This is a genomic window from Streptococcus parasanguinis CC87K (assembly GCF_000507765.1).
GTDB lineage: Bacteria > Bacillota > Bacilli > Lactobacillales > Streptococcaceae > Streptococcus > Streptococcus parasanguinis_J.
On sequence record NZ_KI669401.1, the window covers coordinates 522,198 to 538,088 of the forward strand.

Here is a 15,891-nt window from a genome sequence, read left to right on the forward strand (position 1 = left end):
TCTAAATAGTGATAGTACGGTCAAAAATAAAAGATTTAAATAAATTTTATTTTTTCTTCAATTTTTGATTTTTTTTACGAATTAATAGATAGAAGCTAGTTTTAGATCTAAAAAAAGATATAAGGCAGGAAAAAATGAAAAAAATTAAAATCGATGTGGTAGCTGTTCCCTTGAGTGGGCATCTGTACCCAACTTTAAATCTCGTTAAACCCTTATTAGATGATCCAACTATGGAAATCCGAGTTTTCACGGGTCCTCAGAAAAAAGCCGTCGCAGAAAGTCTCGGCTTCACGGTCGTTCCGATTCTAGAGGACAAAGTAGAAGAATTTGAACGCGCGGCTAATAACGATAAAAAACACAATCTCTTTTCAGCTTATCGGCAATTGTCTAGGAGTCTTGATTTGATTAATCATGTATCGGATCAATTGCTAGAGGAGTGGCGTGTCAACCGTCCAGATATTGTCATTGCTGACTTTATCACTCTATCAGCAGGCTTTGTGGCAGAAGAGTTGGAAATTCCTTGGATTACCACAATGGCAACCCAATTTGCAATCGAAACTCCTTATGGTCCTCCTTGCTTCTTCGGAGGGATGGGAATCGCGCGCACGAAGAAGGAAGAGAAGATCCAAGCACTATGCCGTAAACTCACGCGCATTGGAAAATACTGTGGGGCTTTCCTCTTACGCAAACGCTTAAAACGTTACAATTTCAAGTTGTACAATCAAAATGGAGTGGAGACCATCTACTCTCCTTATGCCATCTTTGGAATTGGGATGATGGAGCTAGAGTTGAAGACACACTTCCCTCATCAATATGCGTGGCTTGGCCCTTTGGGAACTTCTCTTGAAAAAGCTGAAGATTATCCTTTAGATCTCAGTCCTTACGAGGACAAGACGAAGGTACTCGTGACATGTGGAACCCAGTTGCCTTGGGCGAAGGAGAATTTGCTAGAACAAACCAAGCAGTTGGCCAAAGAGCATCCAGAATGTCACTTTTTTGTCACTCTTGGAGATGGGGCAAAAGACTTCTCTGAAGAAGAAGTAGCGCCAAATGCGACGGTCGTCTCTTATCTGCCCTACAAAGAATATATTCCGCAGATGGACTATGTCATTCACCATGGAGGAGCTGGAATCTTTTATCAGTGTATCGAATTTAAAAAACCAGCCTTGATCTTGCCACATGATTATGACCAATTTGACTATGCGATTCGAGGAGTAGAAGCAGGAATTGCCTTTCAAGCTCATCGCAATCGCACCGAAGAGATTCAAGCAGGTTTTAATGCCCTATTAGAAAAAGAATCTTGGGAAAAGTTAGAAAGACTAAACAAACTTTCAAAAAACTACAAGCCGTTGGATACCTTGGAGTTTGAAATTCAACGATTATTAAGACGTGGAACGGATGGGAAACTATGAAAATACTTGTAACAGGTGCGACTGGCTTCCTTGGAAAATACGTGATCGATGAGTTGTTGGCTCACGATTATTCCATTGTAGCCTTTGGCCGAAATGAAAAAATTGGGAAGGCCCTGGAAAATGAGCGCGTCCAATTTGTGAAAGGGGATTTGAGCTCTATTGAGGAATTAAAACAAGCCTTTCAGTCTGTTGATGCTGTGGTTCACGCTGGAGCTTTATCCACTGCCTGGGGACCTTGGAAGGCCTTCTATCAGGCGAATGTAGTTGGTACTCAAAATGTCCTTGACTTGTGCCGTGAATATGCGGTAAAACGCTTGGTTTATGTTTCTTCTCCTAGTATTTACGCAGCTGGAAAAGATCAATTAAACATCAAGGAAAGTGATGCTCCAAAAGAAAATCACCTCAACAATTACATCCGAAGCAAATTGGCATCTGAAAAACTTTTTTCTGATTATCCAGATGTGCCAAGTATCATCTTGCGTCCTAGAGGATTATTTGGTGTGGGGGATACCAGCATTTTGCCTCGTGTCTTACGCCTCAGTCGAAAAATTGGAATTCCTTTGATTCGAGGGGGAGAGCAGCTCATGGATATGACCTGTGTGGAAAATGTCGCCCTAGCCATTCGCTTGGCTCTGGAAGCAAAAGAAGCTCACGGACAAGTATATAATATTACAAATGGGGAACCAAAGACCTTTAAGTATTTGATCGAAACCACACTAAAGGGATTGGGAGAGCCGATTCGCTATCGGAAAATTCCGGCAGGTCTTGTAGCAGGTGCGGCCTATAGCCTTGAAGGAGTGTATCGATTATTCCATCTGAAAACTGAACCTCCATTGACTCGCTATACCTATTATCTCCTTCGATATAGCCAAACCCTCGATATTCAAAAGGCCCAAACCGAACTTGGCTACTATCCAAAAATGACTATTGAAGAAGGGATTGACAACTATGTCCAACATGATCAAGCGCATTGATTATTTTCCAGCAGGCTATTGTAGCAGTCATTCTGGTCTCTTATTTAAAGGGATTCCGAATGAAAAAATGCAATTTCCAGCAGGTGTCTTTTTGATTCATCATCGTGAAAAAGGCTATATTTTGTATGATACCGGCTATCACTTCGAGATTAAGAAAAAAGCACGGTATTTCTGGTACCGTCTAGCCACCCCAATGCAGATGAAAAAAGAAGACCAGATCGATTATTTATTGCAAGAGCGTGGGATTGATCCAGCAGAAATTACTTATGTGATTCTTTCGCATCTGCACCCTGACCATCTCGGCGGAGCAGCACTTTTTCCAAATGCTCATTTCTTTGTTACCCGGGAAGTCTATGAGGTGTACCAAAAACCGAAATTTAAAGATCTGATTTTTAAAGAGTTTTTGCCAGCTGATTTCAAAGATCGGGTGACTTGTCTCAAAGCAGATCAAAGGCATCCTGCTTTCCCCTATCGCCCGACTGCGGATCTTTTTGGTGATGGGAGCATTCTTGTATCGTCTATTGATGGACATGCGAGAGGGCAAGGTTGTCTTTATCTGGATGAGCTCAAACTCTTCATCGGAGCAGATCTTTCTTGGGGAGTAGACCTCTTGCCTTTCACACGGCAAATGCGTCTCATTCCTTCCTTGGTTCAGGATGATAAGAAGGCTTATTTAAAAGGAGCTGATTTGCTGGAAACACTCTTGCAAGATGGCATTCAAGTTGTGGTCAGCCACGACCCGCAAGATCGGATTGAAAGGATTTTAAATGAAAAAAATAGTCTTTCTGAAAACCTTTATTGAAACCAGATGGTGCCATCGATTCCGTTCAAGGGAAGCCTTAGAAAGGTACCAAAAAAAGCAATTGGCACGCTACCATGCATTTATCACTTCTCAATCCCCCTATTTTCAAACCCATTCTCCCGAATCCTTTGGAACCATGGATAAAACCTTCATGATGACACATTTCAATGAACTCAATACCCTGGGAGTGGATCGAGATCAGGCTTTAGAGATGGCGATTCGCGGAGAACAGACGCGAGATTTTACTGAGATGAATAAAGAAGTAGCAGTAGGCTTGTCTTCTGGAACCTCCGGCCACCGAGGAGTTTTTGTCACCACAGAAAAAGAAAGAAGTATGTGGGCTGCAGCGATTCTAGCCAAGATGCTACCGAAAGGAAAACTCTTTGGTCATCGCATTGCCTTTTTCTTACGAGCGGACAATGAACTCTATCAAACCATTAATTCAGGCCTGATTCGCTTGGAATATTTTGATATTTTCAAGGATAGCAAGGAGCATTTAGAGCGTCTCAAAGACTATCAACCAACCATTGTGGTTGCACCAGCTTCAACCTTGATTGAGTTAGCTAACTATGTCAGCAATCAGCAACTTGCGATCCAACCCGTCAAGGTTGTCTCTGTCGCAGAAATCCTAGAAGATCGAGATGCTCAGATCATCGCCAAAGCTTTTCAACTAGACAAGGTTGATCAGGTCTACCAAGCGACAGAGGGTTTTTTAGCTTGTACCTGTTCAGAAGGCAACCTACATCTCAACGAAGATATTTTGTATGTTGAAAAAGAGTATCTAGATGATAGCCGCTTTTATCCGATTATTACGGATTTCAAACGAACCAGTCAACCCATCTATCGCTACCGCCTCAATGATATTTTGGTGGAAGAAAAGTCCCCTTGCCCTTGTGGTTCCGTCTTTACTCAAATTGCAAAGATCGAAGGACGATCGGACGATATTTTCTATTTCAAAAAAGAAGATGGCAGTAGCCAGATGATCTATCCGGATTTTATTCGACGGTGCATTCTCTTTGTCGAAAATATTCAGGACTATCAAGTGACTCAGTTGGCAGATGGATCCATTACCATTGCCTTGAGTCACCGGACAGAGTCTATGGAGCAAGCAATCTTTGCTCAATTTGAACTCTTAGCTCAGCAAAAACAATTCATTCTCCCAAGTATTCAATTTATCAATTACCAATGGGACCCAACACGTAAATTAAAACGTGTTCAACGACTTCAATAAAAGGAGAATCCTATGACTACTGTAAAAAGACATTTGCAAATTAAAGGCTATGGAACAGCGCTTCCAGCTCATACCGTAACTTTCAAAGACCAGACTCGTTACCGCGTGAAAGAAGGAGAAGAAACACAGATTGATCTTGCAGCGCGTGCGATTGAAGCTGCTTTAAACCATGCGGGACTTGAGATGACAGACATCGACTGCCTGGTTTCGGCTAGTGCTGTTGGTGTTCAGCCCATTCCTTGTACAGCTGCTTTGATCCATGAGCGCGTGGCCAAAGGACTGACGATTCCTGCCATGGATATCAATACTACCTGTACCAGTTTTGTATCAGCCTTAAGCACCATTTCTTATCTGATTGAAGGTGGAGAATACCAACGGGTGCTGATTGTATCCAGTGAAGTAGGAAGCCTAGGGCTTAATCCCAAACAAAAAGAAAGCTTTGAACTGTTTAGCGATGGAGCCGCAGCTTTTATTTTTGAAGCAACAAAAGAAGATAAAGGAATCATTGCCAGTATGCAACGTACCTGGTCAGAGGGAGCCCACGATACCGAAATTCGTGGTGGTTTGACAGCTTATCATCCGAAATTGTACTCTGAAGCAACCAAGACGGATTTCATGTTTGACATGAAAGGGAAGAAAATCCTTTTGCTTTCTGCCCGTGTTATTCCAGAAATGTTCCAAGAATTCGAAGAGAAATCAGGCGTTTCTAAAGATGCTGTAGACTATATTATTCCTCACCAAGCAAGTCGTGCCTTACCACTCGTCATGGACAAATTGGGCGTTGGCAAAGACAAGTACCTCAATATTGTCAGTGATTATGGAAATATGGTTTCGGTAGCCGTTCCTTTCGGCCTAGCCTATGCACTGGATCATGGCTATGTGAAGGAAGGAGATACCATCTTCTTGATGGGAACTGCAGCAGGGATGACGGTCAATATGTTGGCACTGAAACTCTGATGATGAATCCTCTCATTTCAAGCTCAAAAAGCTTCAAGTCCCGCTAGTCTTTAGCGGGCTTTTTTGATATAATGAAAGGTATGGAAATTGAGAAAACCAACCGAATGAATGCGCTCTTTGAGTTTTATGCAGCGCTCTTGACGGACAAGCAGATGAACTACATCGAGCTCTACTACGCAGATGACTACAGCTTGGCTGAGATTGCAGAAGAGTTTGGAGTGAGCCGTCAAGCGGTCTATGACAATATTAAACGTACAGAAAAGATTTTGGAAGACTACGAAATGAAACTCCATATGTATTCCGATTACATTGTTCGTAGTCAGATTTTGGATCAGATTTCTGAAAAATACCCTGAAGATCCTTTTTTACAGGAACAAATTTCTGTACTTTCCAGTATCGATAATCGAGACTAATGATTAAATACAAGACAGAACTAGGAGAAAGAGTATGGCATTTGAAAGTTTAACCGAACGTTTACAAAACGTCTTTAAAAATCTTCGTAAGAAAGGGAAAATCTCTGAAGCGGATGTCCAAGAGGCAACCAAAGAGATTCGTCTAGCCCTCTTAGAGGCCGACGTTGCCCTTCCTGTTGTAAAAGACTTCATCAAACGGGTCCGCGAGCGGGCTGTAGGTCATGAAGTCATCGAAACCTTGAACCCTGCCCAACAAATCGTGAAGATTGTCGATGAAGAATTGACTGCGATTTTGGGTTCAGAAACAGCAGAAATTATCAAATCTCCAAAGATTCCAACCATTATCATGATGGTCGGTCTTCAAGGGGCTGGTAAAACAACTTTTGCTGGGAAATTAGCTAATAAATTAGTCAAGGAAGAAAAAGCGCGTCCTTTGATGATTGCGGCCGATATTTATCGTCCAGCGGCCATCGACCAGTTGAAGACCCTTGGTCAACAGATCAATGTCCCTGTCTTCTCACTTGGTACAGAAGTCCCTGCAGTAGAGATCGTTCGTCAAGGTTTGGAGCAAGCAAGAGCCAACCACAATGACTATGTCTTGATCGATACGGCTGGTCGTCTGCAAATCGATGAAAAACTCATGGGCGAGTTGCGGGATGTCAAAGCCCTTGCCGAGCCAAATGAAATCCTCTTGGTTGTCGATGCTATGATTGGTCAAGAAGCAGCCAATGTGGCGCGTGAGTTCAATGAACAACTCGAAGTAACCGGGGTCATTTTGACCAAGATCGATGGGGATACCCGTGGTGGTGCAGCCCTTTCTGTCCGTCAGATTACTGGGAAACCAATCAAGTTCACTGGTACTGGTGAAAAAATCACTGATATCGAAACCTTCCACCCAGACCGTATGTCTGGTCGGATCCTCGGTATGGGGGATATGCTGACGCTGATCGAGAAGGCTTCTCAAGAATACGATGAGAAACGCTCTCTTGAACTCGCTGAGAAGATGCGGGAAAATACCTTTGACTTCAACGATTTCATCGATCAGTTAGACCAAGTTCAAAACATGGGACCAATGGAAGACCTGCTCAAGATGCTTCCAGGCATGGCAAATAACCCTGCCATGAAGAACCTCAAGGTCGATGAACGAGAAATTGCTCGCAAACGTGCAATTGTATCATCCATGACCCCAGCTGAACGCGAAAATCCAGATTTATTAAATCCAAGCCGTCGTCGTCGGATTGCTGCTGGATCAGGGAACACCTTTGTCGAAGTCAACAAATTCATCAAAGACTTTAACCAAGCCAAGCAGATGATGCAAGGCGTCCTCTCTGGCGATATGAACAAGATGATGAAACAAATGGGCCTCAATCCAAATAACATGCCGAAAAACATGCCTGGTGGAATGCCGGATATGTCTGCCCTCGAAGGCATGATGGGACAAGGTGGCATGCCTGACTTGTCCGCTCTTGGCGGAGGCGCTGGAATGCCTGATATGAGCCAAATGTTTGGTGGCGGTCTCAAAGGAAAAGCCGGTGAATTTATGATGAAACGGGCGATGAACAAAATGGCCAAACAAATGCGCAAAAATAAGAAAAAACGGAAATAATCCTTTCTAATAAAGGCCTGGAACACACTGTTCTGGGTTCTTTTAGAAACTACTACTAGAGGAAACATGTTAAAAAAACTATTTCAACAAGTCATTCGTTTCTTTGCAAGATTGTTTTCTTCGCACAGCAAGCCCTTTGAATTCCCAAAAGGGTCGAAGAAACCTCCGATCAGACCGATTATCTTTGTACCTGGGAGTTCAGCCAGTATCCAGCGATTCAATGGAACCATCCGCATGCTCCATCGATTTTCTAGAAAAAAGCAAAGTCTTTTAAAAATAAAAGTCAACAAAGATGAGTCTATAGAGATGGAAGGAAGACTGAATACGAAAGAGCCGAATCCGATGATTGTGATTGGCTTTGAGAACAATCGAGATGGCTACAGCAATATCAAGCAGCAAGTTGAATCCCTTAAGATAGCTCTAACCTACCTTCTTGATCACTATCATTTTTCAGAGTTCAAGGCAGTAGGGCATTCTAATGGTGGACTGGTTTTGACTGGTTTATTGGAAAGTGGCTTTTTAGAGAAAAAGAAGGTAAACGTCAGCAAGTTGGCTATTATTGGCAGTCCTTACCAATTCAATCAAGAAATGTTTGACGATTTTCAAAAATGGAAGCATCGCCTGGGAAAAGAAGTACAAGTCCTTAATTTTGTCGGTAGCTTTGCTGGAAAATCAGATGGCATCGTCCCTCTTTCTAGCGCACAAGCAGCACAATCTATTTTTGACAATCAGGCCTATACAGAAGTGAATTTAAACGGTCGTAAGGCTCATCATTCAGCTTTACCCACTAATCCAGATCTAGTGAAACAATTAAGTCTATTTTTGAATCTATAATTAAATTACATAATTTCGGTTATGTAATTTTTATTTGTCTCTTGCAATCCTTAAGTAAATATGGTACATTTTTGGTAGCGATTACACATACCTAAGGAGGATTTTATGAAGGATCCTAAATTACTAGAGACAATGAAAGTTTACAAGGGACGGGATGATGTTCCTGATGATTTTGATAGCTTTTGGGATCAAGCCCTAGCAAAGATGACTGAACTGCCTGAATACAAGCTCGAAGAACGAGATTTCAGCATTCCAAATGTTCAATGTTATGAATTAACCTTTAAAGGAACACGAGATGGGCTTGTTTATGCGCGGGTTGTTCTCCCCAAAACAGATCAAAAAGTTCCCGTTATTTTCCATTTTCATGGCTATATGGGCCGTTGTTGGGATTGGTCCGACATGCTGGCTTATACAGTAGCTGGCTATGGTGTTGTGTCTATGGACGTAAGAGGGCAGTCAGGCTATTCAACAGACGGAGATCGTTCACCACTTGGAAATACGGTAAAAGGACAGATTATACGCGGAGCCGTGGAAGGTCCGGATCAGCTCTTTTATAAGGATGTCTACTTAGATCTTTACCAGTTAATTGAAATTGTAGCCAGCCTTCCTCAAGTAGATGACAGCAAACTTGCCAGCTACGGAGCATCTCAAGGCGGTGCCCTTGCTCTGGTTGCTGCTGGATTGAATCCCCGAATCCAACGAACGGTAGCCATTTATCCATTCTTATCGGATTTCAGACGTGTATTAGAGATTGGGAACACCAGCGAAGCCTATGATGAGCTTTTCCGTTATTTCAAGTTCCACGATCCATTTCATGAAACGGAAGATCGTTTGATGCAGACATTGGCCTATATTGATGTGAAAAATTTTGCCCATCGCATCAAAGGACAGGTTCACATGATTACAGGGTTGGATGATGATGTCTGTTATCCTGAAACGCAGTTTGCCATTTATAATCGATTAGAATGTCCAAAAGAGCATTTATTCATGCCAGAATATGCCCACGAAGCTATGAATGTTCAAGTCAATGATCGAGTCTATAATTGGCTCTGTGGTAGCAAGATTCCATTTCGATATGTAGAAAAATAAGTTACAGAAGAAAACAATCAGTAAATCCATGAGATTTGCTGATTTTATTGTGTTTAAAAGGGATCTAGGATAGAAAGAAAAACTAAAAGTTTATGTACAATTGACTAAACAAGACTTAAACCATTGATACAACTGAATTAGAAGCATAAAGTACATTCTTTAAAAAGTGTACTTTATTTTTATTTTGTACATTATTCTGGGGTGGTATTTTGTATGTTTTCTAGTACATAACATCCTCAAATCTAAGAAATTGATTTGTACATTTTTTACTCAAGTAACAGTAGAAGGAGTGACGGTTCAATTGTACATTTTATTTAAAATATTTATGGCTATATTAATAGTATTTGAAGCATAGATAAAGTAGATACAGTGGTATAATAGTGTCAAAAGACTTTCAGGAGAAATGAGATGAGATCGCATACAGTTATTCTAGGCGCTGGTGCTACTATTGCAGCAATTCCAGATGGTGATAAAAATGGGAAAAGCTCTTCAGTTATGAATGGATTGCTAAAAAAACTTAATTTAGAAGAAATTCTTGCTGGTGTTGAATTACAGACAAAGAGCGAAAATTTGGAAGATATCTATTCAGAATTATTTGAGAGAGAAGAGTGCTCTGAAATAGTTAGAAAGCTAGAAGAAAGACTCTATGATTATTTTGCTTCGTTGGAGTTACCTGATGAACCAACAATTTATGATCTTTTAATATTAAGTTTAACTAATAAAGATTGCATAGCTACGTTTAATTGGGACCCTTTACTTATACAAGCATATGTTCGCTGTTCAAAAATTACTCGGAACCTGCCACAAATTCTTTGTTTACATGGGAATGTAGCTATCGGTTTTTGTGAAGAACATACTGAGTTTGGAACAGTAGATTACTATTGCCCAACATGTTATAAAAAATTAAATCCAACAAAATTATTGTATCCCGTAAAGAACAAAGACTATTCTTCCGATGGATACATAAATTGGTGTTGGAAAGCATTAGATTACTTTGTCGATCATTCATATATGTTAACTATTTTTGGATACAGTGCTCCTAAGAGCGATGTAGATGCTGTTAATTTAATGAAAAAAGCATGGGGAAATATTGAAGACCGACCACTTGAAGAAGTTTCCGTAATAGATATTGTAGACGAAGAGACTATGCTAAATACATGGAAAGACTTTATTCATAGCCATCATTATAGGTATTCAAATTCATTTTTTGATTCTTACTTAGCAAAATTTCCAAGAAGAACTTGTGAAACTGTATTTGCAACATTTTCATTAAATGTTCCTTCTGATGGTAGTAGAGGTTTTAAAGAGAATTTTAATTGGGAAATGATAAAAGAGTTTTTATCTGATATGTTAGTTGAAGAACAAGAAAATAAAGGAAAATCAAATTTAAAATCGAAATATTTAGTTTGGGATGAAGATGTTAACGAATAATCTAATTAACCATAGTGTACTTAAGTTGTCAATGGATTTCGACAATGCTTTTAAACATAAAGATATAGATGAGATTTATAGACTAATAGAAATTGGTAAAAATATGGAAAATACTATTGATGATATTTCCAAAATTCATTTACTTTATTCTATTGGGACAGCATATGGTGATATATTTGAACTAAGTGATAACCTAGTATTCAACATAGATACCGATTGTACAGTTCAACAAATTTATTACTTTAGAAAAGCTATCGAAATTTCAAATAATATTGATATAAATCCTGAGAACAATAGCTTTATTCACCCATTATTATGTTCACTATACACCAATTACGCAAATCTATTAGATGCTTGTGGTAGAAAACAGTTAGCTATTAAGATGTATTGTAAATGTATACAAATCAATCCAAGATTCACAATGGCTAGTGGTAACTTGGCTATTTGTCTACATCATTATCGTAATTTTTTGAATGATAACGAACATCTTCACTTTATTAAAAAAATTAAAAATTTAATAGAAACAAGTATAACTTTTTCAGATCCAAACAGAGTTAATAACGCAGAAAAGCAATTTATTAAACTTTACGAACAATATCTTGATTATAAAGATTTAGATGAATGCTCTTGTAAAAACATTGATTATAATCCTAATTCACAAAAGTATCGTGAATGGTGTTGGGACAACGGGCTGTATCTTAATCCACTTAATGACTTACAAGCTGACGATATAAATAGATATGATGATAATATTTTACTACCAAGTTTATTGTTTCAATCGGATAAAGATTTAAACAAATACATTTCTATGTTTAATCAAATTAAGCAAGAATATGTTTATGCCCGTTATCTCTGTTTTAATAGCATTGAGATTGATTCGGTTCATTATGCTGATGAGAATGTTGATCTTATTGATTGTCTAGAATACGTACAATATTCTATCCGAGTAGAAGGATTAAAAGCAGCTTTTAAAACACTATATTCATTATTAGATAAAGTAGGAATGTTTATAAATGAATATTATTCTTTAAAAATTAAGACTCGACAAGTAAATTTTCATTCAATTTGGAGAACAGATAGCAATTTAGGTAAGTTGTTGGATAAGAATATTGGTCTATCATCTATATTTTGGATATCGAAAGATTTTGATAATGGTAATAATTCTTTGACAGCAAATCCACACGCAAAGCTATTAAAAACTATTAGAAATTATTTAGAGCATAGGTTTACTAATATTACATTGAATTTTATTGATGGAAGTGAAGAAAATAATGAAACTAGACTGTATCTAACTGAATTTGAACTTCAAGAGTGTACATTAGATTTATTAAATCTTGTAAGAGAAGTTATTTTTTCACTCAAAAATGCCATTCAAATAAGTGAAAATGAAAAACAATCTACTCTAAGCAGTGAAGTTGCTTTAATTCCGATAAATTATGAAGAAGTAGATTTGGAAGATAAATTATAGCATTGAGCATACAATTTATAGTCGTTATAAAAAGCAATAGTCTAAATTCATTTAACTAATCGACTTAACTAGAGCTAAACCATTGATAAAACTGAATTAGAAGGATAAAGTACACTCATTAAGCAGTGTACTTTATTTTTGTTTTGTAGATAATTTGTTGATTGCTTAATCAATACTACATCTTTATCAGGCAATTCAGACTCCATTTAGTCCTCTAAAACCCACGTTGAGGCGGTATCACTGCTTGTAAAAGATTAGAAACCTTTGAACGAAAGGGAGAATGAAAAGCGTGAAGGTAGCTTCTCTAATCGAATAGAGGGTAAGAATCAGAGTAATAGTTCAAGTATGGCTTCTGGATACTATAGTCTGACATGCTATCAATCTATTTCAGAAGCTGGACAAATTGTAATAACTTTCCTTGAAGGAACTGAGGTAGATTTATAAGAGACTGTGACTGGGAAGTTGCAGTCTTTTTAGGGGTTTAATGGTATAATGAAATTATAAATGTGGATATTGTTTAAATTCTCTTGAGGACGCATAATGTTGAATTTAGTAAAAGGACACCAAGTTAGCTTGGTAGAAAACCTGTTTGAATCATTTACAAAGTTAACTGAACATCATTTGATGGCGAATGTACACGCAGAAAAAATATTAGAGGTTTTTCAACATTTTATTGCGATTCATGACGAGCCCTTGTTTTTTATTTTGGAATTGCCTGTCAGTATTGATAGAGAAAAAGTGATAGCAAAGAATATTATCAAGGAATCCCATAAGGATGTTTATTATATTGATGGTTGTTCAAGAGAGGAATGCCTAGCACTGTTGATTAGATACGGTGATTTGCTTATTAATGATGGACTTAGTCAGTTTGGATTTGGTGGTCATAAAAGTCATGATGAGATCATGCTTGATAGCTATAATATTGTGATAATTTATAGTAAAGAACTATCAAAATTTAATGACTTTTTTGAGCTTCATAATATTCAATTTGTTGAAGAACTAGTGACAGCTTGGAAAACTTTTTCTAAAACCTCCCCAGGAATCTCTGAAATCTATGAAAGTAATGGAAAAACTGTTTATGATTTGCCTGAAGAATTAGCTGAATGGGGAATATATTTAGCTAAAACTCGAACAGAATAGGTATAACTATAGATTAGAAAGAGAATATTTCAATTCCTTAAAATTTGATTTAGAGCAAAGGTGGATATTGAAGTTGTAAGATAAATAATGATTATTTATGGCAGAACTCTGGTTCTGCCTTTTTTATTTATGAAGTATATGAGATATGGCATAAAAGACTAAAGAAAAAATGCAAAACGTTTAATAAATTAGAATTTTCTTGCTACTTTTTGAAAAATATTTTTTCCTTACAGAATCCTTAAAAATATTTTTTATACTATTTACAAGATTAAAGGAGGAACAAAATATGAGCAAATATATTTTGGAAACAAATGAGCTAACAAAAGTTTTTGGAAAACAAAAAGCTGTAAATAATGTGTCATTAAAAATTGAGGAAAATTCAGTATATGGATTACTAGGACCTAATGGTGCAGGTAAATCTACGACATTAAAGATGATTACAGGTATGTTACACAAGACGTCAGGTGAAATTATGTTTGAAGGACATGAATGGAGTAGAAATGATTTATCAGATATTGGTGCTTTAATCGAGATGCCACCCTTATACGAAAATTTAAGTGCAAGAGAAAATCTAAAAGTTAGAACATTATTACTTGGATTACCTGATGCAAGAATTGATGAAGTTTTAGAAATTGTAGATTTAAAAAATACCGGAAAAAAGAAAAGCGGTCAATTTTCTTTGGGGATGAAACAAAGATTAGGTATTGCAATTGCTTTATTAAATAATCCTAAACTATTGATACTAGATGAACCGACAAACGGATTAGATCCATTAGGAATTCAAGAATTACGAGATTTAATACGAAGCTTTCCAAAAAAAGGAATAACAGTAATTCTGTCTAGTCATATTTTAGCAGAAGTGGAACAAACTGCTGATCATATAGGAATTATACATGATGGAGAATTAAAATATCAAAACACAATTAATCATAATGAAAATTTAGAAGAACTTTTTATGGATGTTGTAAAGAATGGAAAGAGGGTGTAGCTTAATGAAAAATTATATTTTTGCAGAAAATTTGAAACACAAACACAGTTTTTTGTTGAAGATATTATTTATTGCACCAATTATATCTTTACTTGTTGCGTTTGTATTAATGCCATTATATTTTAGTGTAAATGCATATAATTGGTGGTATGTGATGATTATGCCAGCAACTTTCGCTTTAATACCAGCAATGATGCATAGAAAAGAGGAAAGAAAATTAAACTACCGAGCAGTTTTTTCACTTAATGTTGATTTAAAAAAAATATGGATATCAAAAATACTAACAGCTTCAATTTATCTAAGTATAACTGCTATTTTGCATATGCTAGGAGTATTTGTTTTTCAATTTTTCATTGGAGAACAATTAACAGGAAACTATGCATTCACGACATTATTATTCGCAAGTGTATTATTGGTTATAACTAACATATGGCAAGTTCCGTTTTGTTTTTTCCTAGCTAAAAAGTTTGGGTTTATAGCAAGCATTGTAGTAAATGCTGTATTAGGTCTTGTGGTAGGAATTTTGTTAGCTGACGGTTCTATGTGGATTTATTGCCCTTATTCTTGGGGGATTAGATTGATGGTACCCGTTATGCGTATTTTACCGAACGGTGTGCCAACAGAAGTATCAAATCCAATGATTTTAAACACATCCTTACTTGTTCCTTGTATTTTATCAATATGTTTGTTTACATTATTGACTTTCATTACTGCAAAATGGTTTTCTAAGCAAGAGGTGAAGTAATGATGAATATATTAAAATCAGAGTTTTATAAATTGAAGCATACATGGATTCCCTGGGCTCACTTTATCTTACCTGTTTTATATGCACTAATATTTTATGGGGCAGCAACATTTACAAGTCTAAAAAATTTTTCTGATATGGATATCATACTGAATTATTTTGTGCTTTTAGGTGCTATCTTACCAATAATATTTGGTGCTATCACATCTAAGGTTGTTGACATGGAAGCAAGTGCTGGAAGATTTCAAGTGATTCTATCAACTACAAAATCCAGAAGCAAGGCTTATGGCGGAAAACTTATAATGCTCTTATTGAGTTTTCTATTTTCTATAAGTTTAGCAGTTTTTATATTTGCAATGCTATTTGGTAATCAAGCGACTATGGCTTGGTTAATTGAATTATTATTAGTTTTTATAGGATGTCTATCTACATATATGATTCATTTATGGGTATCACTTATGTTAGGTGGTGGTGCATCTATTGGATTGGGATTTGTGGAAACGTTGATTGCTTTACTTTCAATAACCAATTTAGGTGAAAATATCTGGTATTTTTTACCTTGTACTTGGGCATCGAGATTATCTGCAACATATATTGTTGGAAGTGAATTGGCTGATAGCTCATATTTAATTAAAGAGTTTACCATGTGGGGCTATGTAGCAATACCTATTACAGTAGTCATTTTTACTGGCTCTTTATTATGGTTCAATAGGTGGGGTGGAAAGTCAATCAGTGAATAATAGCTCTAAATGTATTTGTAAATGGAATATGGTATAATAATAAAATATTTATAAATATGGA

General features: G+C 37.2%; 15 protein-coding genes. All 15 read left to right on the forward strand.

Going from position 1 to position 15,891, the window contains the following annotated elements; all coding sequences use genetic code 11:
* Positions 1–134 precede the first annotated feature (134 nt).
* Entirely contained in the window at positions 135–1,412 is a 1,278-nt protein-coding gene (locus HMPREF1195_RS02625) for a glycosyltransferase (protein WP_023918118.1), read from the forward strand.
* Positions 1,409–2,386 (forward strand): NAD-dependent epimerase/dehydratase family protein, encoded by a 978-nt coding sequence (locus tag HMPREF1195_RS02630; protein ID WP_023918120.1) that lies wholly within the window; start codon positions 1,409–1,411, stop codon positions 2,384–2,386. Before HMPREF1195_RS02625 ends, HMPREF1195_RS02630 begins: the two co-directional genes overlap by 4 nt.
* Positions 2,361–3,188: an MBL fold metallo-hydrolase gene (locus tag HMPREF1195_RS02635; RefSeq protein WP_023918122.1), complete on the forward strand. Its 828-nt coding sequence runs from the start codon at positions 2,361–2,363 to the stop codon at positions 3,186–3,188. The genes HMPREF1195_RS02630 and HMPREF1195_RS02635 overlap by 26 nt, the downstream gene beginning before the upstream one ends.
* Positions 3,154–4,419, forward strand: a complete 1,266-nt coding sequence (locus tag HMPREF1195_RS02640; RefSeq protein ID WP_023918124.1) for a F390 synthetase-related protein — start codon at positions 3,154–3,156, stop codon at positions 4,417–4,419. The genes HMPREF1195_RS02635 and HMPREF1195_RS02640 overlap by 35 nt, the downstream gene beginning before the upstream one ends.
* A 12-nt stretch (positions 4,420–4,431) precedes the next feature.
* A complete protein-coding gene (locus tag HMPREF1195_RS02645) occupies positions 4,432–5,376 on the forward strand; it encodes a 3-oxoacyl-ACP synthase (RefSeq protein WP_023918126.1) in 945 nt (314 codons plus the stop codon).
* 80 nt (positions 5,377–5,456) lie between these two features.
* Entirely contained in the window at positions 5,457–5,789 is a 333-nt protein-coding gene (locus tag HMPREF1195_RS02650) for a putative DNA-binding protein (protein ID WP_003016592.1), read from the forward strand.
* A 34-nt stretch (positions 5,790–5,823) separates the two neighbouring features.
* Positions 5,824–7,395, forward strand: coding sequence for a signal recognition particle protein (gene ffh, locus HMPREF1195_RS02655; RefSeq protein ID WP_023918130.1), 1,572 nt, complete (start codon positions 5,824–5,826; stop codon positions 7,393–7,395).
* Positions 7,396–7,461: 66 nt separating this feature from the next.
* Positions 7,462–8,229 (forward strand): alpha/beta hydrolase, encoded by a 768-nt coding sequence (locus tag HMPREF1195_RS02660; RefSeq protein ID WP_023918132.1) that lies wholly within the window; start codon positions 7,462–7,464, stop codon positions 8,227–8,229.
* A 105-nt stretch (positions 8,230–8,334) separates the two neighbouring features.
* Positions 8,335–9,318 carry an acetylxylan esterase gene (locus tag HMPREF1195_RS02665; protein WP_023918134.1) on the forward strand — a complete coding sequence of 328 codons (984 nt, stop codon included), beginning with the start codon at positions 8,335–8,337 and terminating at the stop codon, positions 9,316–9,318.
* A 408-nt stretch (positions 9,319–9,726) separates the two neighbouring features.
* The gene (locus HMPREF1195_RS02670; protein ID WP_023918135.1) at positions 9,727–10,749 is read left to right on the forward strand and encodes a hypothetical protein; all 1,023 of its coding nucleotides are present in this window, start codon (positions 9,727–9,729) and stop codon (positions 10,747–10,749) included.
* On the forward strand, positions 10,736–12,217 hold the full coding sequence (locus tag HMPREF1195_RS02675) for an LA2681 family HEPN domain-containing protein (RefSeq protein WP_023918136.1): 1,482 nt from the start codon (positions 10,736–10,738) through the stop codon (positions 12,215–12,217). Before HMPREF1195_RS02670 ends, HMPREF1195_RS02675 begins: the two co-directional genes overlap by 14 nt.
* 540 nt (positions 12,218–12,757) lie before the next feature.
* On the forward strand, positions 12,758–13,357 hold the full coding sequence (locus HMPREF1195_RS02680) for a hypothetical protein (RefSeq protein WP_023918137.1): 600 nt from the start codon (positions 12,758–12,760) through the stop codon (positions 13,355–13,357).
* A 286-nt stretch (positions 13,358–13,643) separates the two neighbouring features.
* Positions 13,644–14,345 (forward strand): lantibiotic protection ABC transporter ATP-binding protein PcfF, encoded by a 702-nt coding sequence (gene pcfF, locus HMPREF1195_RS02685; protein WP_023918138.1) that lies wholly within the window; start codon positions 13,644–13,646, stop codon positions 14,343–14,345.
* Positions 14,346–14,349: 4 nt separating this feature from the next.
* A complete protein-coding gene (locus tag HMPREF1195_RS02690) occupies positions 14,350–15,090 on the forward strand; it encodes a lantibiotic immunity ABC transporter MutE/EpiE family permease subunit (protein ID WP_023918139.1) in 741 nt (246 codons plus the stop codon).
* Positions 15,090–15,830, forward strand: a complete 741-nt coding sequence (pcfG, locus tag HMPREF1195_RS02695) for a lantibiotic protection ABC transporter permease PcfG (protein ID WP_023918141.1) — start codon at positions 15,090–15,092, stop codon at positions 15,828–15,830. Before HMPREF1195_RS02690 ends, pcfG begins: the two co-directional genes overlap by 1 nt.
* Positions 15,831–15,891 lie beyond the last annotated feature (61 nt).

What these genes read in the sequence shown, in the direction of transcription:
- HMPREF1195_RS02630 (WP_023918120.1), top strand. Translation starts at nt 1,409, where the DNA reads ATGAAAATACTTGTAACAGGTGCGACTGGCTTCCTTGGAAAATACGTG.
- ffh (WP_023918130.1), top strand. Translation starts at nt 5,824, where the DNA reads ATGGCATTTGAAAGTTTAACCGAACGTTTACAAAACGTCTTTAAAAAT.
- HMPREF1195_RS02650 (WP_003016592.1), top strand. Translation starts at nt 5,457, where the DNA reads ATGGAAATTGAGAAAACCAACCGAATGAATGCGCTCTTTGAGTTTTAT.
- HMPREF1195_RS02640 (WP_023918124.1), top strand. Translation starts at nt 3,154, where the DNA reads ATGAAAAAAATAGTCTTTCTGAAAACCTTTATTGAAACCAGATGGTGC.
- HMPREF1195_RS02645 (WP_023918126.1), top strand. Translation starts at nt 4,432, where the DNA reads ATGACTACTGTAAAAAGACATTTGCAAATTAAAGGCTATGGAACAGCG.
- HMPREF1195_RS02665 (WP_023918134.1), top strand. Translation starts at nt 8,335, where the DNA reads ATGAAGGATCCTAAATTACTAGAGACAATGAAAGTTTACAAGGGACGG.
- HMPREF1195_RS02660 (WP_023918132.1), top strand. Translation starts at nt 7,462, where the DNA reads ATGTTAAAAAAACTATTTCAACAAGTCATTCGTTTCTTTGCAAGATTG.
- HMPREF1195_RS02680 (WP_023918137.1), top strand. Translation starts at nt 12,758, where the DNA reads ATGTTGAATTTAGTAAAAGGACACCAAGTTAGCTTGGTAGAAAACCTG.
- HMPREF1195_RS02675 (WP_023918136.1), top strand. Translation starts at nt 10,736, where the DNA reads ATGTTAACGAATAATCTAATTAACCATAGTGTACTTAAGTTGTCAATG.
- HMPREF1195_RS02635 (WP_023918122.1), top strand. Translation starts at nt 2,361, where the DNA reads ATGTCCAACATGATCAAGCGCATTGATTATTTTCCAGCAGGCTATTGT.
- HMPREF1195_RS02670 (WP_023918135.1), top strand. Translation starts at nt 9,727, where the DNA reads ATGAGATCGCATACAGTTATTCTAGGCGCTGGTGCTACTATTGCAGCA.
- HMPREF1195_RS02625 (WP_023918118.1), top strand. Translation starts at nt 135, where the DNA reads ATGAAAAAAATTAAAATCGATGTGGTAGCTGTTCCCTTGAGTGGGCAT.
- HMPREF1195_RS02690 (WP_023918139.1), top strand. Translation starts at nt 14,350, where the DNA reads ATGAAAAATTATATTTTTGCAGAAAATTTGAAACACAAACACAGTTTT.
- pcfG (WP_023918141.1), top strand. Translation starts at nt 15,090, where the DNA reads ATGATGAATATATTAAAATCAGAGTTTTATAAATTGAAGCATACATGG.
- pcfF (WP_023918138.1), top strand. Translation starts at nt 13,644, where the DNA reads ATGAGCAAATATATTTTGGAAACAAATGAGCTAACAAAAGTTTTTGGA.